The following is a 20,298-nucleotide window of genomic DNA, read 5'->3' on the forward strand; positions in this document are numbered from 1 at the left end:
CAGTAACCCTATTTTTTGTTTAATTGGTGTTTTTATTCCATTTCATACAGATTAATTAAAAAGAGGATGTCCCATAAGGGTCTGACCTCACGTTAAACACTCAATACATCATCGCCTATATTCAGCGAAATGTTGAGGTAGTGGGGTCTGACCCTTTATTTTGGGACATCCTCGTTTGGATTGGATATTCTTTTTTGAAATGGTTGGCACTTAATATTTTTGCTTTTTTCACTTTACGTAAACCAAACCACCAAAGGAAAATCATAAAAAGCAAAATAATATATAGCCAATTTTCTAGGGAAATTAAGATAAAATCATAGGAACCATGTAAAATAAATGGCAAAAGCAAAGATAAGATAATCCACTTTGCTTTGCTGCCCTTGGTAAATTTAGCCTTTCCTAGATAAAAGCCCATAATCACACCGAAAAGGGCATGACTTGAGACTGGCAATAAAGCACGTGTCATCGCATGCTCAATCCCATTTGCAATTAAATAGAAAATATTTTCACCTGTAGCAAAACCAAGAGATACGGCTACTCCATAGACAATTCCGTCAAATGGTTCATCAAATTCAACATGTTGATAAATCGCATAAAACAAGATGAACCATTTAAAAAACTCTTCCAATAGACTGGAACTAAGATAGGCATCAAAAAGATGCGAATTTAGCAAATGCTCTGTATCAAGGACATGTTGAATAAACATGATTGGAAACACCAATAGAGCCCCGTACAAAAATGTCCGAAGAACAAAGGAGATTGGCTCTGGCTCATATTCATCTTTTAAATAAAAATAACTTAGTAGGGCCAAACCAGGGGCTACTCCGGCAGATAAAATTCCGAGCATGTTCTACCTCTTTTCCAATCGGTTTTCTATATCGTATCATGTATAACTTATAAAGAAAATGAAAGATTCATTCCAATTCTCATACCACCATATCATCATTTACTTATGGATCCATATGTCACAGGAGCTTTTGTTACTCAAAATTGATAGTATCTAAGCTGCTTGCCAACGCCACAGCAAGTTTAATTCTTGCCTTTTTCGAGTCATTGTCACTGCCAAGAATTACTCCTCTTTTATAAAGATCATAGGCACTACCTTCATAATCATAGGTTGTATATACTGATCCCTCTTCAGCACTTGTTGTAATTACTAATTTGATCCCTTCATTAATTGACTTTTCAATCTCCTCCATCATTTTAGGGGCCACTTGGCCTCTGCCTACGCCTTCTAAGACAATTCCAGCTACCCCCGCTTCACGAGCAGCCTTAATAAATTTCCCATCAGCACCAATATAGCATTTAATTATTTCGACTTGTGGAATCGAGGATTTAATGGCAAAATGTTCTCTTATTATGGGTTTCTGAAAAATTTGGACGCGATCATTATCAATAATCCCAAGATAACCAAAGCCAAAGGCATTAAAACCTTGAATATTAGATGCATGTTCTTTTTTCACATATCTGGCGGCAAATATACGTTCATTAAACACAACGACGGTGCCTGCATCATGTAAGTCACTGGAACAAGCTGAGTAGATAGCGTGCCGCAAATTAATATACACATCGCTTCCTAAATCTTCAGGAGAACGCTGCGAACCTGTTACAACTACCGGCCGATAATCGTTAATGGTTAAATCAAGGAAGTAAGCAGTTTCCTCCATTGTATCTGTCCCATGGGTAACAACCACGCCGGAAACCGAATCATCCTTGTAATAATTTTCAATTTTATTCTTTAGATGCACTAAATCTTCAAATGTAATATGAATGCTCGCTTTTTGAAAGACAGATTCCACAACTACTTCAATGTCTTCAGGTAAATTACACATGGAAGCCAACTCTTCTCCCGTATAAGCACCAGAGGCTAATTTCCCTGAAGACTGATTTGGTTTACTTGCAATTGTACCACCGGTTGTTAAAAGAACTACTTTTTTCATCACAGATCATCCTTTAGTTTCTTTTTCTAAAATAGAACGTGCTATTTGTTCACCATGAAACCTTCCATTTTCAATGAATATTTCATTAGCATTATTTCCTGCGGCAATGACTCCGGCGATATATATCCCATCCACATTTGTTTCCATTGATTCTGGATTATATTTTGGCCTTCCTGTTTCTTCATCAATTTTCACACCCATTTTCTCAATAAATCGGTGATCTGGATGATAGCCAGTCATAGCGAAAACAAAATCATTGTTAATTGTCTTTTCTTCCCCATCTTTTAGATAAACTAGCTGTTTCTCAGATATTTCTTTCACATGTGCCCGAAACTCCATTAGAATTGTACCATTCCTCACTAATGCTTCGAATTCAGGTAAAATCCATGGCTTAATACTTGGAGAGTACTCTTCACCACGGTATAAAACTGTTACCCGCGCTCCCGCCTTAATAAGTTCTAAAGCAGCATCTACACTTGAATTTTTTCCACCAATTACGCAAACATCTTTATCAAAATATGGATGGGCCTCTTTAAAATAATGAAAAACCTTTGATAAGCCTTCGCCAGGGACATTCATATAATTAGGATGATCATAGTAGCCAGTAGCTATAATCACATAATTGGTGGTATACGAACCTTTATCTGTGACCACTTGAAATTGCTGATTTTGATTCGTGACTTTCATGACGGTTTCAAACGCATTTATACGAAGCTGTTTTCGCTTTGCAACCTCACGGTAATAGACAAGGGCCTGATTTCTCTTAGGCTTGTAACTATCCGTTACAAAAGGCATCCCGCCAATTTCTAATTTTTCACTCGTACTAAAAAAGGTTTGGTGAGTTGGATAATGATAAATGGAATTAACCACATTCCCCTTTTCAATAATTAAAGGCTTTTTGCCGATTTCTTGTAAGGCAATTGCTGCTGCTAAACCACAAGGGCCTCCACCAATTATAATGACATCTTCCATTGCTCTTAGTACATCTCCTTAAAACAAATAAATAAAATCTCCTACCGTATCATGATAGGAGATTTTTTACTGGGTTTCAACAAACAAACCTTTTATTTCTGTCTTAACTTATATCCAGCCTCTAAAGCGGCTTGCTTCTGCCATTTTTCTAACCCCGACCATATAGGCAGCAAGCCGCATATCTACTCGGCGTGTTTGGGCAGTATCATAAATATTATTAAATGATTTCACCATAACTTTTTCAAGTTTTTCTTCAACTTCTTCCTCAGTCCAATAGTAACCTTGGTTATTTTGAACCCACTCAAAGTAAGAAACAGTAACTCCACCTGCTGAAGCTAACACGTCTGGAACAAGTAGAATTCCACGTTCAGTTAATATTTCAGTGGCTTCTAATGTCGTAGGGCCATTGGCTGCCTCAACAACGATGCCAGCACGAATATTATGGGCATTTTCCGCTGTAATTTGATTTTCAATCGCAGCCGGAACTAAAATATCACAATCAAGTTCAAGCAATTCCTTATTTGTTATTGTATTGTTAAATAATTTTGTTACAGTTCCAAAGCTGTCTCGTCTATCTAATAGATAATCAATATCAAGACCGTTTGGATCGTACAATGCACCGTATGCATCTGATATACCGATAACTTTCGCACCTGCATCGTGCATAAACTTAGATAAATAGCTTCCTGCATTACCAAAGCCCTGAATGACCACTCGGGCACCCTCAATTTGAATACCTTTCTTTTTAGCTGCTTCGCGAATGCAAATGGTCACCCCTTTTGCTGTTGCAGATTCTCGTCCATGGGAACCGCCTAATACAAGCGGCTTACCTGTAATAAATCCAGGAGAATTGAATTCATCGATTCGGCTATACTCATCCATCATCCACGCCATGATTTGCGAATTGGTAAACACATCTGGTGCTGGAATGTCCTTGGTTGGACCAACAATTTGGCTGATTGCTCTTACATATCCACGACTTAATCTTTCAAGTTCTCTAAAAGACATATTCCGGGGGTCACAAACAATACCGCCCTTACCACCGCCATATGGAAGGTCAACAATACCACATTTCAAACTCATCCAGATTGAAAGGGCTTTCACTTCTGTTTCCGTTACATCTGGATGAAAGCGAATACCGCCCTTTGTTGGGCCAACTGCATCATTATGTTGTGCACGGTATCCAGTAAATATTTTTATCGAACCGTCGTCCATTCTTATTGGGATTTTAACTGTCAATAACCGTAGCGGCTCTTTTAAGAGCTCATATACCTCTTCAGGATAACCTAACTTTTCAAGGGCCTTATGAATAACAGTTTGTGTTGATTTTAACACATCTTGCTCTCCCTCTTGATTAGTCTGTTCATTAGCTTTTTCGGCTACCATTTTGTAATCCTCCTAGAAAATGCTTTACGAATGTTGTCCTCTTTCAGACACAAGTATACACGTTTAAAGGATTTATGCAAGAAATAAAGCACAAACTTCTTTTAGAAAAACGTCAATATGTAAACGTTATCAATTCCGTTTTAAAAGGATTTCCTTTATACATGTCTATCCTCTCTTCATTTAGAAAGGGGCCAATGCCCCCTTTAAAGTTTAATCTTATTCAGACCAACGTTTATTTAAAAAAATGAAGAATGGTTTCCACAGCGAAATGTTCCATAACAGGTTTACCATATTCAGCAAGAACGATTGGACTCAAAATGGAGGGATTGCCAAACTCTGATAAGATACATGCAGCCACTTCCTTTTTTGCTGTTTCAACGTTTTCCAGTAAAAGATAATAACGGTTATTCCATGCATAAAGGCTTCCTCCAAAAATATCTACAATAGATAGTCTTTTGGATAGACCAATAATATCTTCAAAATCTTTAAATTCGTATAATAATTCTTCACAGCCTTCAACTCTTACCTGCATTTCAATATAGCCATCATATTGTAAATCCTCATCGTCTTTTACTTCGTCAACCGTTATGATTAGGATCATCCCTTGAGCCTGCAGGGAGAAGATTTCTACGGCTACAGAACCCTGGATATCCACATCTAATTCCTCACTCGCTTCTTCAAGCATATCATGAAAAAGCTGATTCCATTTACTCGAATCTTTCCAAATATCTTCTTTCGAAAGTCCTCGGTCAAATAAATCATCAGAGGTTAAAAATATTTTTATTTTATTGGCCGTTAAGCGTTCTAAGCGCATGCTTTTGCCCCCTGCCGTGACATAACTCTTGTTTTCAGTGTATGCCTTAGGGTTCTATTGGTGAATTGTCTACATCATCCGAAATTTTCTGGTCCCCTTTTTAACGTAAGGAGGTGTGATTCTGCAGGGGCTCCTAACCTTAATGGCAGAGCAGTGGTTCCATATCCATTACTTATTAACAGAACGGTGTTCACAAACTTTTTAAGCTTTCCTCTTTCATATGGACTGTACCCTAATATATGGATCTGTCCGCCATGTGTATGTCCACTTAGTACTAGGCGAATATCGTGCTCAGGGAGGATCTTTTCCGTAATGGCCGGAAAATGGCTTACCGCTATTTTGAAACTGCTATCCTCTGCATCCTGTAGTGCCAATTCTAAGCGATCTCGTTGTTGACTCATGTCATCCACACCAAGTAAAGATAATTTTTCGCCGAATGCTGATTCGAATGTCACGGCAGTATTGTCTAACACCTTTACGCCAAAATCAAGCAATATCGCGTCTAATTTTCGAAAATCCACTTCATAATCATTATTCCCCCAAACGAAATAAACGGGGCCAAGTTGCTTTAATTTTATTAAGTTTGCTTTTACTCTTTCAAAAGGGACACCTTTCTCAGTCAAATCCCCCCCGATTACTACAAAATCAGCTTTTTCTTTTACCTGTTGAATAACTTTATCAGAAATGGTCCGTCTATGAATATCCGAAATAAAAAAAATAGATACCCTCTCAAATGATGCTGGAAAGTCTGAAAAATATAGTTCCTGTTCCACAACTTTATTTAAAAATGCTTCTCGCCACATATATAAGAGCAGGAATACCCCCATTAAAAATAGTCCACCCAAAAAAATAATCATGTTTTCTTTCCCCATTTCCCCTACTTACAGTTATACGAAAATCATACCATAAAGGACACCTAACTTAAAAAGGCTACTGTGTGCACCCAGCTAAATACCATTCAATTTGGTAATACCCACAAAATAAAGTAAGAATGTGCATGCTTCTACTTTTAAACATAAAAATCCTCCCCATACAATATATGAGAAGGAATTTCTTTCTTTGCCTTATTGTTATAATTAGTCCTCTTGAATACTTAAAATACGGAACCCATATTCTTCAAGCTTTTTAGTAAATCTATCAATATTATCTTTCTTTTCAATCTTCATAACAATTCGACGCACTAGTTTGTCTTTTTCATCGAAAGTGACAAGTGAGATAATATGTTCATGAAATTGATGGGCAATTTCCGAAAGGCGAGCAATTCGTCCTTCAGTTTCAACTGAGGTAAAAGCAATCCTAACACCAGGACGATTGACGCCAAACGCACTTTCAAATGAACTTATTACATCAGAACGTGTTACAACTCCAAGGAAGGTTCCATTGGAATCCACAACCGCCAATAATGGGAAATCCTTTAAATCGAGCAATGTTTTTTCGAACATTTCTCCCCCATGTAAAAACTTGTCTTCATATGAAGCAATATCTTTAACTAAGGTAGAAGTCAAATATTCTTCCCTTGCCTTTCCTGAAAGGAAAAAACCTTGATAGATATTAAATCTTGTGGCAACTCCAACATATTTATCACCCTTTAATATTGGTAAACCATCAATTTTATGTGCTTCTAGTAGTGCCAACGCTTCCCTAAGGGTTACATCAGCCTGTGCCGTATAACATTCATGTCTTGGTATCATGATATTTTTTACGAACATTTCTCATCACCTCGTAGTCTTAATCCTCTATGTTAATTATACTTCTACAATCTAATGAATTATCCTTTAATATATTAAAGATTTATGTCATGTATCAAAAATTATTTCATATGATTAACTGATATTGAAAAAGGGAGGACGACTATGAATACTCATTTTAAAACGTATCATCCTTATGCGAGTCCGTATGACCCTTGTAAACCAATCCTTGAAAAAGCTTACTCTACCCCACCTAATATATATATGGGTTACCAACCGCCGAATTTACCACAATTTACACCATTCGAGGCCCTGAAGGCAGGTACACTTTGGAAGGACTTTTATGATTCGTGGTATGGTCCACTGGAGCCAGGCAAAGGAGGACTGCCACAGTGAAACAGGTACCAGCAGAATATTATCAGCTAATGGAACAACTTCAGGCAGTCGACTTTGTTTTAGTTGAACTTACCTTATACTTAGACACACATAACGATGATCTTGAAGCCATAAATCAATTTAATCACTATGCAAAAGAGAGAAAGAAATTAAAAAAGCAATTTGAAAGTCAATTCGGCCCTTTACAACAATATGGCAACAGCTACTCAGGATATCCTTGGAACTGGGATGATACACCATGGCCATGGCAAGTTTAACAGCAAAAGAGTCCCATAGCGATGAGGGTAAATCGCATAGGTGTTGAGCTAGATTGTTAGCAAAGTTTAGAGGGAGGTCTTTATAAAATGTGGATTTACGAAAAAAAACTACAATATCCTGTCCGTGTAAGTACGTGTAACCCGAGGCTTGCAAAATATTTAATAGAACAGTATGGTGGTGCGGACGGGGAACTTTCAGCAGCCTTACGTTATTTAAATCAAAGATATTCCATTCCTGATAAGGTAATTGGTCTTTTAACAGATATTGGAACTGAAGAGTTTGCTCATTTGGAAATGATTGCCACAATGATTTATAAATTAACTAAGGATGCCACTCCAGAGCAGCTGATTGCAGCCGGACTTGACGACCATTATGTCAACCATGATAAAGCCATATACTACCAAAACGCCTCCGGTGTTCCTTGGACTGCATCCTATATTGCAGCTAAAGGCGATCCAATAGCTGATCTATATGAAGATATTGCTGCAGAAGAAAAAGCCAGAGCGACATATCAATGGATTATCAACATGAGTGATGACCCTGATTTAAATGATGGTTTAAGGTTCCTTCGTGAAAGAGAAATCATTCATTCTCAGCGTTTTCGAGAAGCTGTAGAAATTTTAAAAGATGAGCAAGGAAAAAAGACAATCTTCTGATAAAAAATAAGAAGCAGCTCCATTTTCTGCTTCTTATTTTTTTTCGTGGTACAGGTTAATATCATATTGCTTTTTCATCACTTCGAAAACCACATGTCTATTTTTCCATTCCTCTTCTTTTTTCCATAAGTCTTTACTGCGATCAACTATTTCACATCTTAATTCCTGATATTCCTTTTCTTTTTTTTCCTTTTGTTCTTTTAGCAGTTTCATTGCACCAAACCCGATCAAGGAGATCGCAAATAAAAACACTGCTATCGAATCATTTAATGAAACAGATAACATGGATATATAAGAAAAAGAATAGTGAGTGTAGACGTTTTTATAAAAATATAAAATAAATAAAAAAGCAAAAAAAAGCGTTAAATATATTGAAAAATAATGCCACATTTTAGCATCATCAAACTTTTTCTTTCTTTTCCTAACGTTTTCTAACATTTGTTTTGTTGCCGGATCAGTATGTTCAAGTAATTGGATTGGAGAATCCATTTTTTATCACCCTCCATTTCTCTCTATATACATATGACCTTGTCCTATAAATTATGTTCTTCGAAAACAAAAAAACCGATCAGAGACCGGCTAATTGTTTAATGGTATTTTTAAAACTTGACCAGCATAAATGCTTTCACTCTGAAGGTGATTCGCATTCTTAATAATGGCGATACCTTTTTGAGATTTGTAATACTTCATCGCTATCCTAAATAATGTTTCTTGTGGCTGGACAGTGTGATAAACCAGCTTAGTGGTTTTAACGGTTTTATTTGTATCAGACTTGCTGGTTTCTGTTACAGCCGGCTGAGGACTATTTTTATCTGAACCTTGTTTAATAGCAGTGTCCTTTGGACTGGATGTCGGAATAGTAGGATTAGAATGATCACTCGAAGCAGTCTGCTTTGATTCTGCGCCAGGATCTGCACTTTTTTCACCAACATCACTCGTCTCGATGCTATTTTGATTACTTTCCTTTGATTCCGCTGAAATGCTTTTTTCATCTTGAGTCGACTTTTCAAGATTGATGGTTTCGTATCCGACTGAGTCTCCTGATGTTTTTTCCGTTCCCTTAAGACGATTACCACTTTCTCGGTAGGATATAATACTAAAAATAATAATTGGAAGGAGGATAAAACACAATACTAATAACCGAATGACTGGATATTTTAACTTCCATTTTGTTTTCTTCTTTTTTTGACGGTGCAATTGCTCCCTTGGAGGAAATTTATCACTTCGATTTGGACCAGCACTATCTTCGGCCATTTCATTAATTTTTTGAATCCGTTTTTTTAATCTTTCCGCTTGGTCTCTATAAGGTTCTTCTTTATTCACGGAGCTACTCCTCCTTGTTCGTCCTCAATGATAGAAGGTCTACATTTTATATATACGCCTAAAACAAAATCAATGACAAAATGCATCATGATGGTAACCGCTATATTTCCGGTCCAATCGAAAATCAAACCAATAAAAAAACTAAGTAATACAATATTTAAAAATAGAAACCAATTAAAAAGATAACGGTAGTGAATGATAGCAAAAATAATACTAGCTAGGATCAGCCCCACCTTTGTCTGAATGATCCCTCGAAAAAGTAGTTCCTCACTAAAGGCAACAATAAAGGCAATCACTAAAATATGGAAAATATTTCTTTTTCTAAAGATCCTTTCATTCAATCCCCCATCATCATAAAAAGAAAAAGGCAGCCATTTCATTAACACAATATCCAAGATGACAACAGCTACACCAGCAGGAATACCTATTTTTAAAATATTTAGGTCATGGAAGTGAAAATTGGCTAAATATGAAAAATGGTCAAAAAATATAAATCCTAAAATAAAGGAAATAACCAAGAGAATGATTTGTGTTAAATACAGATGATAAAGAAGCTCTTTATCAGTTAAGCCTGCAATCAGTGCATGATATTTCTTCTTCATTCACTCAACTCACTCTTGAATAGAATTTTGGCAAGGTAATCCTTCCATTTTTCTTCCCTATTTATTGGCACTGTATTTTCAACAGAATGATATTGATCTAGTGTCAAACCACAAAGATCACAGCATGAGGGTACTTTGTTTACCAATTGCTCATCAAAATAATCTAAAATACATGCACGTCTGCACGTTGTGTCTTCCACGAATTTTTTCATTCGATAAATATTAGTTATCTTTACTTCTAATCTTTCTTTAACAAATTTCTTTAAATCCAACTGTAAACCTTTAAGGGAGCTTTTCTCAAGTGATGAATTATTGATGAAATCCTTGATGATTCTCCACTGAACTTCTGAAAACCGGCCATGATCGCATAATTGCTGATTTAGTTCAATTTTACCATCCCTGAACAATTGATCCTGCTGTACTTGTGTAAACAACCAATCTATTTGCAATTCTGTTGGCAATTCCCCTTCTGCAAGTTGAAGTGGAAGCTGCTCATCACCTGGTGAATATAATAGGATGGCAACACTTGGCAGTCCATCACGGCCTGCCCTGCCGATTTCCTGGAGATAGGATTCTATTTGCATCGACATATGATAGTGGATAATAAACCGAATATTTTCCTTATTTATTCCCATTCCAAACGCACTGGTTGCACAAATAACATCAAGTTGATTATGGAGAAATTGTTGTTGAATCAATATTCTTGTGTTTTGATCCATTCCCCCATGGTAGGCCATTGCCTGACAGATATCTTTCTCTACTAGTAACGAAGCCATTTGTTCTGCCGCCTTTTTACTTGAAAAATAAATGATTCCTGGCTTTTGCAATTGTTTAACAAGGTCGAGCACTCGGTTCTGCTTATCATGATAGGTGTTTAATTCTTCAACTAAAAAGGCTATATTTGGTCGATCAATCGTCGATTCTATTTTAATGATTTCTTCTAGTCCTAGTGAAACAACAATGTCCTCACGTACCTTTTTTGTAGCGGTTGCGGTAAGTGCGAGTGTTAAAGGATTACCTAACTTTTCTCGAATGTTGCCTAACTTTGAATAATCTGGCCGAAAATCAAAACCCCACTGGGATATACAATGAGCTTCATCGACTACGAATAACGAAATAGATAGTTGTTGAAGCATACTTATGATAAAAGGTACCCCTAACATTTCAGGAGAAATAAAGATAAACTTATACTCCTTTAAATGACGAAGCGCATGGTTTCTTTCTGTGGAAGTAAGAAACGAATTTAGTGCAATGACCCTTTTTTCTCCTATCAGTTTCATTTGCTCTACCTGATCCTGCATTAAAGAAAGAAGAGGAGAAATAATTAAAATATGCCCTTTTAGTATAAAACCAGGAAGTTGATAACATAATGATTTTCCCGTTCCTGTTGGGAGCATAGCTAATGTATGTTTCCCGGCAAGGATGGATGAGATAACTTCCTTTTGCCCAATTTTAAATGATTGATAGCCAAAGTGTTTTTCTAAAAGCTTTTCTAATTGCATTCATTTTCACCATACTTTGCAAACACTAACCTAATTTGAAAATAGGTTGCTTCCTTCAATTTTCCCTTTATCAGCTTTAGCTGCTTAGTTCCAAGAAGCTGAGAAATTTCTACTATCTTTTTTTGTAACTCTTTATTAACATATCGATCGATTGAGAAACCATCAACATGTAAGGCAAATTCCACAAGATGGTCTTCAATTGTACTTATCTTTAAATGCCTAAAATTCGCAATCTGATCGATAGAGTATCCCTGCTCTAAAAGTTTCCACGTTTTTCTAGATGTAATGGTTAATTCATCATCCTGCTTCAAGTCTTTAATAAGTGCAGGCAGGATGCTAAATCGATGAGTATCCTTTTCAATGGTTTGCAATAGATAATGGAGTGCATGAATAAAGCCGATTTGGTAATCGTGTATATCCAACTTTAACTTCTTTGCTGCCTGGAGCGGTGTTAAACCTATTTGCTGAAAACCAGTTAATTGAAACACTAATATGGATGGATCGATCTCCTTTTCGTCATTAAAGCATACCATTAATTCAGAAAATAAGACTGCCCCCAACTCATTCCTAGGTATTTTGAGCTTTTTTAAAGCTGATTTTAACCATAGGTGAACATCCTTATTTTTTTGAATGGGAAGATACCTTGTTTCCCCGTAAACAAGATTCGAAGTCACTTGAATAAACAGCGAAAGCCTTTCCCAAAACAAGGTTGTAAAGGGATGATAACTCCAGCCATTGATATAAACGGGAAATGAAGCATTTTCTAAAAGTTCATGTCCAGACTGCGTTAAAAGGTATCGTTGATCGCCACTACTGACAATCCACTTGTTTGCAAGCATTTTATCAATAACTTCATCAAAAGACTCACGGGATAATGATTCATATATCCCAAAAAATCTCTTCAACGAAAATAAATGAGCATCTTGGATGGTTTGTGATGACTTTTTTCCTTTTATAAGATGATAGACGGAATAAATGGTCCGTTCACTATTTAATTGTTTTAAACAATAAAGAATGATGGTTTCTAATTGCAACATTTTTACTCCACCACTTTTTTCGCATATTATCGACAAATTTCCCATTTTTTCTGATTTTATTTTACCATGAAATCGAATAACTTGTTGGGCAAATATGTAGAAGTTTAACAAATTGAAATGAATTAACTCATTTCTAAATAGCATTTTTCTATTGAAAAGTTGACCATACAGTTTTACAATAGATGTAGTAATGCGTTTCCATATTAGTTTGGGAAACAAGTTAGAATATTTTTTGTTATTTTACTGGGAGGTTTTTTTCATGGCAAAGTATACAATTGTTGATAAGGAAACTTGCATCGCATGTGGAGCATGTGGCGCAGCTGCACCAGATATTTATGATTATGATGATGAAGGCATTGCATTTGTAACACTTGATGAAAACGAAGGAATTGTTGAAATTCCAGATGTTTTAATCGACGACATGATGGATGCATTTGAAGGTTGTCCAACAGATTCAATTAAAGTTGCTGATGAGCCATTTGAAGGTAATCCAACTAAATTTGAATAATATTTTGTCAAAAAGATATTTTTAAGCTACTAAGAGGATGTCCCCCTAAAATGACATCCTCTTTTTCTTATGGAAATAAACCAAAACAAAGGCCTCAAATCGGAGGCCTTTGTTTTGGTTTATGCATTTTTAATGTTGGAAAATTTATTAATCAATCCTTGCATCCGAACAAACAGTAACATAAAGATGAACGACATCATGACACCTTTTATTACATTAAAAGGTAAGATGGCTGGGACGACCAAATTACGCATATCCGGGAACCCCATCAGAACTGTATAGGCTGGTAAAATGAAGAAATAGTTCAATAAACTCAACACAATTGCCATTGTAACGGTTCCGATAATTAACGCAATTGTCATTCCCTTTCTTGTTTTAAGTTTATTATAAACATAATATGTTGGCAGGATAAACACAATACCTGCTAGAAAGTTAGCAATATGTCCTACAGGGATTCCTGTCTGACTTCCTGTCGCAATATAATTAAGAACATTTTTGAATAACTCAACTAAAATTCCAGCCACCGGTCCAAAAATTAAAGCGGCAATTAATGCTGGAATGTCACTGAAATCAATAAATAAAAAATTTGGAAATGGTGGTAGTGGGAAATTTAAAAGCATTAATAAATACGCAATACTACTTAACATCCCAATCGAAACATAAGCCTTTACAGTCATTCTTTTTGTTTTCATCTTCTTTTTCATCTTCCTCTCTCCTTTTTTGGATCCATCACGTTAGGAAGAGAGGTTCAGCAACAGACCTTATGTAAATAAAACTCCCTCAAGACAAATTTACTTGAGGGAGTTTACAAAGGTACGCTTAATAAACGTTCCAAATATCACAATTTTGAACGTCCGCAGAACCTCCATCTTCTCCCATCCAGACTATACTGTCGGCTTTGGAATCGCACCAAATCCTGCCTAATAATAAGGCTCGCGGGCTCAAGAGTATTACTCTTATACCGCCGATCGGGAATTTCACCCTGCCCCGAAGATAGATCGATATGAAATTACTACTTTATTATACTAAAGAAAGCCACTTTTGTTAAGTATAAAAATTACTTTGTCCTCTTTTTATTAGAAAAGCGGAAGCGCCCTGTTCTGCGGCGTATGGCCTCCTCGGAAAAGCTTACGCTTTCCCTTCGTGCGATGCCAATGCTGCCGTTGCCTTCCTTATGGAGCGCTCCAACTGAGATAAGGTGAAACTTCAATCAGCGAACGTTCTTCTCGCTGATTGTTAGTTGAGCCGATCGGGTTCTTACGGGCAGTTGAGAATCTACTGCCCGTTAAACGCGATAAAGGAAACACGAAGAGCCGGAGGCGCATTCGTGCTTGACTTATCGTAGGGCGGAGAGCGAAGGACACTAGCCGCTAAGGCGCTCCTCGGAAAAGCTATCGCTTTTCCTTCGTGCGAAGTAATGCTTCCGAAGCTTGCTCTTCTGGAGCTGGACAATTCTCGAAGTCAAAACTTATAAATTCTTATAAATCAAAAAAGAGGCTGTCCCACAAAAATGGTCAGACCATTTTGAGACAGCCGCGTTACCTATTGCTGAACAATTAGGATTTGATTCGGTATTATCAAATCTGACGTCAGATGGTTAAGGTCTTTTATTCTAGTTACTGACATATTTTGGTTCTTTGCAATCGAGTACAAAGTATCCCCTTGTTTAACTAAATATTTACCTGGATTGGATGAACGGATTGTTTGTACTCTCATATCATTACTTTGCGGGTGAAGATGCGAACTTACCTCTAATACTGTATCCCCAATACTAGCAATCCCAGCTTGTACGGATTCACCCACATCCGCTTTCCCTAACAGCTTTTCTGGATCCATCGCATATTTCTTATCATATCGCCATTCTACTTGATGTGTTTCAAAATGAAGATGTGTTCCAGTTGCTTGACCTGTTCGGCCCATTTTACCAATGACGTCACCTTGTTTAATCATCTGACCTTGTGCAGCTAAACGCTTGTTTAAATGTGCATAAACGGTAACAAAATTACTTGGGTGTTTAATAAAGATTACATTTCCATATGAAGTGGAGTAGTACGACTTAACAACCACTCCATCCTCAACAGCAAGCACCGGAGCGTCTATTTTCCCGGCTATATCAATTCCTTTATGATTTCCATGCCTTGTTCCATATGTATCGGAAATGACACCATCAGATGGCCAAATCCAGTGATCATTACTTTCTATTGGCTGCGGCATACCCGCTGCTTCCGAATGTTTTCCACCTAAAAATAATAAACTGACACAAAGCGCCATAATTATGGCAATTAAAAATCTCTTTATGTAGTCACGCATGCCTTTCTTTTCCTCCTTATACCTTGTCCTTTCCTCCATAACTTATGTTCGTCTATTCACATTTAGAACATATTGCTTCACAGAGGGAACTTTGAGCATACTTGTTATAATTTGGAGTTTTGCTGTTTTTTATTCATTTTACAGAGATAATTCAATATAAACTTTACCTTCTTCTGTGACCGCATCTTTTCCAAGAAAAGCGGAAGGCGCCCGCCTATCGGCGTATGGACTGGAGCGCTTCGACTGAGATAAAGGAAACACGGTGAGCCGAGCGAACCGATGTTGACTTATCGTAGGGAGAAGAGCGAAGTACACTAGCCGATGGCGCCTGGAGCAGGACATTTCTCAAAGCCAAAATTAATATTTTCTTATCATGCAAAAAAATCAACCACAAAGGGTTGATTTTTTGTTTATTGAATACTTCGAAAGTTCGGTGCTAGTGGGACCTTGTTCTCTTTAGTTAAATCAAATGAACCTATATGTGTCAATGAGGAATCTTGTACGATTACCTGTTCCATGCCAAACTCCTTTGCTGTTAAAAGCAAGGCTTCAAAAGAAATGGAGGAAAGTTGGTTATCCTGCATACTAGTATTTCCCTTAAATGAAATAATCAAAGTTTTATCCTTTATGGATACATGATGGATTGGAAGTAAATGGGTAAGAGAACTTTTTAAATCAACACCTGATGGCTCTGTTTTCATTGCCTCTATTGCAGAAAAAATATCCTTATAGGTTTCATTAGATGGTGTTAATAATGGTATGTCGCTATTCGCAGGATAATAAAAGAAATAAGCATGTTTTCCTCGAGGAATCACCTCAACTTCTTCCACATGACCAAAATTACCTAATTCAATTCCAATTTTGCCGTTTGTTGTGAATTTAATTTTTTTGCTATTGCTATTAGAAGCTATATTTTTATTCAGTACATTCATAAAATTCGTTTCAGTAGCGGATCCCTGTCCATATTGATGATCTGCTGGTAAATCAATCAAGACATCTTGATTGTTATCGTCCAGTTTCATCGTCATGTTTAATGGATAAAAGTCACTTAATCCCCATTCTTCTTCTCTTAAATTTGCCATGTTTTCATTAAATAGATTTAACCAAGACTGATTTTTAGAATCTGGTATTATGGTTGAAACCGGGATGAGGTATTGCGCTTGCAAATCTGGAATCCAGTAGGTTAACACTGTTCCATTCTCGACTTGATCATCATAAATAGCTGTTTTAATCGTTTCAGTACCATTAGGCTCCATTTGTGCTGTACCTGATTTTGCTTTTTCTTCATAAGGGACAGCTTCTTTTTTCAGTGCAATTGTTGAATCCTGCTGAGCAGCATCCATTTCTTTGCTTGTTGTGGATTTTTGCTCTTGGGCGTTATCAAATGAACGGTTTGTACCATCCATTAAATTTGGTATTAAGATGAAAAATAGAAGCAGTGCAGCCGCAGCAGCCAGACCAGGCAGCAGCCGTGGTTTCAGTTTTCGCTTTTTAAAAGAAAGATTTTGATAAATGTCACGAGGATCGCGATGGTCTTGTATTTTGGGCATTTGCCTTAATAGTTCTTCGAGCTCTCTATCGCTCCACTCTGACTTTTTCACTAGATAATCCCTCCTTTTCAAAAAACATTTCCATTTGCTTCTTTAATGCTTTTAATGCGCGGTGCTGTGTTGTTTTAACCTTACTTTCCGTCCAGCCTAGCGCTTGAGCTGTTTCCGCTATCGATAAATCCTGTAAGTATCTTAAAATAATGACTGACCGCTGATCCAAGGTGCAAGACTCAAGACATTGGTAAATCCATCTGATTTCTTCTTTTTGGACGGTAATTTCTTCTGGAATTGGAAACTCATCCTTTACCTGATTGGTTGACCAATCAAATTTTTCCAGTAATCTTTCTTTCCAGCCCTTTTGTTTACGAAAAGAGTCAATCGCAACATTTCTTGCAATCGAAAACAGCCATGTTTTTTCACTGCTTTTTCCCTCAAAACGATTATAGGCCTTAAATACCCGAATATAGACTTCTTGGACGAGGTCCTCAGCTTGTTCTTTGTTCCTAACCATATAAAAAAGAAATTGAAAAACGTCATGATGATATTTTTGGTATAGTTCATCGAAAACGGAGTCCATCAAATCCCCTCCCCGTTCATAGTATTAGTCGATATATATGTATAAAAGGTTTCACCCCTATAAATATAGACTTTTTTCTAACAAAATGGAATATATTTACTGCAAATAATTCCAAGCAGTTGGGTTTTAGTTAGAAAAAGCTCATCCTATTGGATGAGCCTTATTTGTATTCATGAGTAACACTCCGCTTGAATATGACTAAATTAATTGTTCCTCGTGAATCAAGAACAATCGGCAAAATATTGGTTAATATTACTTTTTTCGTGGAATTAAGAAGGAAAATGTTGTTCCTATGCCCATTTTGCTTTGAACAGAAATTGTGCCGCGGTGAGCATCAATAATATTCTTTGCAATCGCTAATCCCAACCCTGTTCCAGCTCTGCCTCTAGTCCTGGCTTTATCCGCCTTATAAAAGCGTTCAAAAACAAATGGCAGGTCTTCTTCAGGAATTCCAGAACCAGAATCTTTGACTTCAATCTTGATCCCCATGACTTCCGAGGTTACAGTTAATTTCACTAGACCATCTTTGGGTGTATGCCTAAGCGCATTATCAATTAGATTGGTGAGCACCTGTTCAATTCGGTCAGGGTCAAACAAAGCCGCTTCTATACCATTTTCAATTTCTGCAAACAATTGAATTTCGTTTTCTTTTGCCAACCCTTGAAATTTATGAATAATTCTATTAATAAACGAAGTGAGCTTAACTTCTTCCATCGATAAATGAATATGTCCAGCCTCCATTCGAGCTAGGTCCAAGAGTTCATTTACAAGCCGGCCCATCCGTAAGGATTCGTCATAGATGACCTTCGCCATTTCTTTTTTCTCTTCTTGTGATTCGGCAATATCATCAACTATGGCTTCACTGTAGCCCTGTAACATGGAAATTGGTGTTCTTAGCTCATGTGAAACATTGGCAATAAAGTCTTTTCTCATTTTCTCCAATTTTCTTTCCTCAGTCATATCCCTCAGAACAGCTACAGCGCCTCGAATAAATCGATTACTGTAGAGCGGACTGACTAAAATAACCCAATGGCGACCTTGAAGTGATATTTCACCAATTTGCTCATTTTCTGTATCAACCGCCAGCTGAAAAAGATCCATGACCTGTGAAGGAATCGACTCAGAATCCGGTCCGAGCTCCCCCTTTTCATAATACCAATATTGCAAAAAACGATCAGCAGGTGGATTCGTGATTAGAATGGTTCCATCTCGATTAAAGGTAATGACCCCGTCTGCCATACTACTTAAGATACTAGAAAGCTGCTCCTTCTCTTGATTAAGAGCATTCATATTAAACTTTAGCTGCCTGCCCATTTGATTAAAGGCCGTTGCCAACTCCCCTATTTCATCATGGGTCAGGATAGGGACCTTTGTGTCAAATTTGCCTCTTGCTACTTCAAATGCAGCCTCCCTCATTTTCCTTAGCGGAGCTGTAATCCTAGTAGATAAAAAGAAGGCAAAAATAGTGGTTAGTATGATTGCAACACCCGCAACAAGTAAAATAAATTTTGTTGTGGAATGCGTAGTTTCTTGCGTTATTTCTAGTGATTGATAAATAAATACCGCTCCGCCTTTTTCACCGGGCAGATGGAGTGGAACACCAATTATGGAGTAATTGGCATCGTTATTGCTGTTATTAATTGAAAGGTCAGATACTTTCTCAACTGTCTTGTTGTTCACAAAGACCTGTGATAATTGTTTATCATTTTTTATATCTGTAATCGTTAATTTTTTATTATTTTCAGTATTTGGAGAATAATATACTTCATTTTTATTTTTTACAACAACCACTTTGGTAACATCATCAATAATATCCCAAGAGATTTCTAATCCAAGTGGTAATTTCTCATTCGGATGTTCTTCCAAAACATGGGCAATTTTTTCAGCTGTATTGGTTAAATCATCTTTGGTTTCACGAATGTTGTTGTTTTGGGTAAATTCTAAAAGCATGACTGTTAAGATAAACAGTACAAATGATACTAAGAAAAGAATTGTAAACCAAAGTTTACCTACAACACTTCGTAAAAAGGTCATTCATTAATTACCTCAAATTTATAGCCCACTCCCCAAACCGTTACAATCATTCTTGCAGCTTGTTCAGAAACCTTATTTAATTTTTCACGAAGTCGTTTTACATGTGTATCAACCGTTCGTAAATCACCGAAAAATTCGTAATGCCAAACTTCTTTCAGTAATTGTTCCCGATCAAACACTTTATCCGGTGCCTTTGCCAAGAAATAGAGTAATTCATACTCTTTAGGAGTTAAGCTTACTTCCTTGCCGTCAGCCGTTACTCTATGGGCATCGTTATCAATGGTTAAATGTGGAAAAACAATAACGTCTTTTGTTGTTGTTTCTGTTTGCAAGTAACTCGTTTGTGATGAACGTCTTAAAAGCGCTTTAACACGCAAGACTACTTCCCTTGGGCTGAATGGTTTGACAATATAATCATCTGTGCCGACTTCAAAGCCTTGAACACGATTGATTTCTTCCCCTTTTGCTGTCAACATAATGACAGGAGTCGCCTTTTTTTCTCTTAATTCACGACAAACCTCTATTCCATCTTTACCTGGCATCATTAAATCAAGCAGAATCACATCGTAATCATTTGCAAATGCTTTTGCCAATGCTTCATTACCATCTTCAGCTTCATCAATAATATATTCTTCTCGCTCTAAATACATTTTTAATAATCGGCGAATTCTTTCCTCATCATCTACAACTAAAATTTTTACGTCTTTTTCCATAATTAATCACCCCATGGTGTTTATTTTACAAA

Annotated in this window: 22 protein-coding genes and 1 riboswitch; of the genes, 4 read left to right on the forward strand and 18 right to left on the reverse strand. The window is 36.9% G+C overall.

What is annotated here, in order from left to right; all coding sequences use genetic code 11:
- Positions 1-121: 121 nt before the first annotated feature.
- From prsW to AC3ANL_RS17345, 7 genes are all read right to left on the reverse strand, one after another.
- A complete protein-coding gene (gene prsW, locus AC3ANL_RS17315; protein ID WP_488325644.1) occupies positions 122-847 on the reverse strand; it encodes a glutamic-type intramembrane protease PrsW in 726 nt (241 codons plus the stop codon).
- Positions 848-980: 133 nt separating this feature from the next.
- Positions 981-1,940, reverse strand: a complete 960-nt coding sequence (locus tag AC3ANL_RS17320; RefSeq protein WP_488325645.1) for an asparaginase — start codon at positions 1,938-1,940, stop codon at positions 981-983.
- Between the two features lie 6 nt (positions 1,941-1,946).
- Positions 1,947-2,912, reverse strand: coding sequence for a YpdA family putative bacillithiol disulfide reductase (locus AC3ANL_RS17325; RefSeq protein WP_488325646.1), 966 nt, complete (start codon positions 2,910-2,912; stop codon positions 1,947-1,949).
- Between the two features lie 108 nt (positions 2,913-3,020).
- The gene (locus AC3ANL_RS17330; protein WP_488325647.1) at positions 3,021-4,298 is read right to left on the reverse strand and encodes a Glu/Leu/Phe/Val family dehydrogenase; all 1,278 of its coding nucleotides are present in this window, start codon (positions 4,296-4,298) and stop codon (positions 3,021-3,023) included.
- 232 nt (positions 4,299-4,530) lie between these two features.
- Positions 4,531-5,112: a genetic competence negative regulator gene (locus AC3ANL_RS17335; RefSeq protein WP_488325648.1), complete on the reverse strand. Its 582-nt coding sequence runs from the start codon at positions 5,110-5,112 to the stop codon at positions 4,531-4,533.
- A gap of 74 nt (positions 5,113-5,186) precedes the next feature.
- The gene (locus AC3ANL_RS17340) at positions 5,187-5,969 is read right to left on the reverse strand and encodes a metallophosphoesterase (RefSeq protein ID WP_488325649.1); all 783 of its coding nucleotides are present in this window, start codon (positions 5,967-5,969) and stop codon (positions 5,187-5,189) included.
- 219 nt (positions 5,970-6,188) lie between these two features.
- Positions 6,189-6,821: a CBS domain-containing protein gene (locus AC3ANL_RS17345; protein ID WP_488325650.1), complete on the reverse strand. Its 633-nt coding sequence runs from the start codon at positions 6,819-6,821 to the stop codon at positions 6,189-6,191.
- A 144-nt stretch (positions 6,822-6,965) separates the two neighbouring features.
- Here AC3ANL_RS17345 and AC3ANL_RS17350 point away from each other — a divergent pair, with 144 nt between their 5' ends.
- The 3 genes from AC3ANL_RS17350 to AC3ANL_RS17360 all read left to right on the forward strand — a co-directional run bounded on the left by AC3ANL_RS17350 (position 6,966) and on the right by AC3ANL_RS17360 (position 8,110).
- A complete protein-coding gene (locus AC3ANL_RS17350; RefSeq protein WP_488325651.1) occupies positions 6,966-7,196 on the forward strand; it encodes a spore coat associated protein CotJA in 231 nt (76 codons plus the stop codon).
- On the forward strand, positions 7,193-7,453 hold the full coding sequence (locus AC3ANL_RS17355) for a spore coat protein CotJB (RefSeq protein WP_488325652.1): 261 nt from the start codon (positions 7,193-7,195) through the stop codon (positions 7,451-7,453). The genes AC3ANL_RS17350 and AC3ANL_RS17355 overlap by 4 nt, the downstream gene beginning before the upstream one ends.
- Positions 7,454-7,540: 87 nt before the next feature.
- Positions 7,541-8,110 (forward strand): manganese catalase family protein, encoded by a 570-nt coding sequence (locus AC3ANL_RS17360; RefSeq protein ID WP_488325653.1) that lies wholly within the window; start codon positions 7,541-7,543, stop codon positions 8,108-8,110.
- A 33-nt stretch (positions 8,111-8,143) separates the two neighbouring features.
- Here AC3ANL_RS17360 and AC3ANL_RS17365 read toward each other — a convergent pair whose 3' ends face one another.
- From AC3ANL_RS17365 to AC3ANL_RS17385, 5 genes are all read right to left on the reverse strand, one after another.
- A complete protein-coding gene (locus AC3ANL_RS17365) occupies positions 8,144-8,599 on the reverse strand; it encodes a DUF2663 family protein (RefSeq protein ID WP_488325654.1) in 456 nt (151 codons plus the stop codon).
- 90 nt (positions 8,600-8,689) lie between these two features.
- The gene (locus AC3ANL_RS17370; RefSeq protein ID WP_488325655.1) at positions 8,690-9,433 is read right to left on the reverse strand and encodes a LysM peptidoglycan-binding domain-containing protein; all 744 of its coding nucleotides are present in this window, start codon (positions 9,431-9,433) and stop codon (positions 8,690-8,692) included.
- Positions 9,430-10,035: a CPBP family intramembrane glutamic endopeptidase gene (locus tag AC3ANL_RS17375; protein ID WP_488325656.1), complete on the reverse strand. Its 606-nt coding sequence runs from the start codon at positions 10,033-10,035 to the stop codon at positions 9,430-9,432. The genes AC3ANL_RS17370 and AC3ANL_RS17375 overlap by 4 nt, the downstream gene beginning before the upstream one ends.
- Positions 10,032-11,537: a RecQ family ATP-dependent DNA helicase gene (locus AC3ANL_RS17380; protein ID WP_488325657.1), complete on the reverse strand. Its 1,506-nt coding sequence runs from the start codon at positions 11,535-11,537 to the stop codon at positions 10,032-10,034. The genes AC3ANL_RS17375 and AC3ANL_RS17380 overlap by 4 nt, the downstream gene beginning before the upstream one ends.
- Positions 11,528-12,574, reverse strand: coding sequence for a YpbB family protein (locus AC3ANL_RS17385; protein ID WP_488325658.1), 1,047 nt, complete (start codon positions 12,572-12,574; stop codon positions 11,528-11,530). Before AC3ANL_RS17385 ends, AC3ANL_RS17380 begins: the two co-directional genes overlap by 10 nt.
- Before the next feature lie 259 nt (positions 12,575-12,833).
- Between AC3ANL_RS17385 and AC3ANL_RS17390 the strand changes: the two genes are divergently transcribed.
- Entirely contained in the window at positions 12,834-13,082 is a 249-nt protein-coding gene (locus tag AC3ANL_RS17390) for a ferredoxin (protein ID WP_098533024.1), read from the forward strand.
- A gap of 119 nt (positions 13,083-13,201) precedes the next feature.
- Here AC3ANL_RS17390 and AC3ANL_RS17395 read toward each other — a convergent pair whose 3' ends face one another.
- The 6 genes from AC3ANL_RS17395 to AC3ANL_RS17420 form a co-directional block, all read right to left on the reverse strand.
- Positions 13,202-13,786, reverse strand: a complete 585-nt coding sequence (locus AC3ANL_RS17395) for an ECF transporter S component (protein ID WP_488325659.1) — start codon at positions 13,784-13,786, stop codon at positions 13,202-13,204.
- A 159-nt stretch (positions 13,787-13,945) separates the two neighbouring features.
- Positions 13,946-14,081, reverse strand: a riboswitch (FMN riboswitch).
- Between the two features lie 543 nt (positions 14,082-14,624).
- The gene (locus AC3ANL_RS17400; protein WP_488325660.1) at positions 14,625-15,392 is read right to left on the reverse strand and encodes a peptidoglycan DD-metalloendopeptidase family protein; all 768 of its coding nucleotides are present in this window, start codon (positions 15,390-15,392) and stop codon (positions 14,625-14,627) included.
- Between the two features lie 410 nt (positions 15,393-15,802).
- Complete coding sequence (locus AC3ANL_RS17405; RefSeq protein WP_488325661.1) at positions 15,803-16,993, reverse strand: negative regulator of sigma-X activity; 1,191 nt, start codon at positions 16,991-16,993, stop codon at positions 15,803-15,805.
- On the reverse strand, positions 16,968-17,519 hold the full coding sequence (sigX, locus tag AC3ANL_RS17410) for an RNA polymerase sigma factor SigX (RefSeq protein WP_488325662.1): 552 nt from the start codon (positions 17,517-17,519) through the stop codon (positions 16,968-16,970). The genes AC3ANL_RS17405 and sigX overlap by 26 nt, the downstream gene beginning before the upstream one ends.
- A 252-nt stretch (positions 17,520-17,771) precedes the next feature.
- Positions 17,772-19,553 (reverse strand): ATP-binding protein, encoded by a 1,782-nt coding sequence (locus AC3ANL_RS17415; protein ID WP_488325663.1) that lies wholly within the window; start codon positions 19,551-19,553, stop codon positions 17,772-17,774.
- Positions 19,550-20,266 (reverse strand): response regulator transcription factor, encoded by a 717-nt coding sequence (locus tag AC3ANL_RS17420; RefSeq protein WP_488325664.1) that lies wholly within the window; start codon positions 20,264-20,266, stop codon positions 19,550-19,552. The genes AC3ANL_RS17415 and AC3ANL_RS17420 overlap by 4 nt, the downstream gene beginning before the upstream one ends.
- Positions 20,267-20,298 lie beyond the last annotated feature (32 nt).

It is taken from the genome of Neobacillus sp. DHD-1R, from assembly GCF_057747995.1.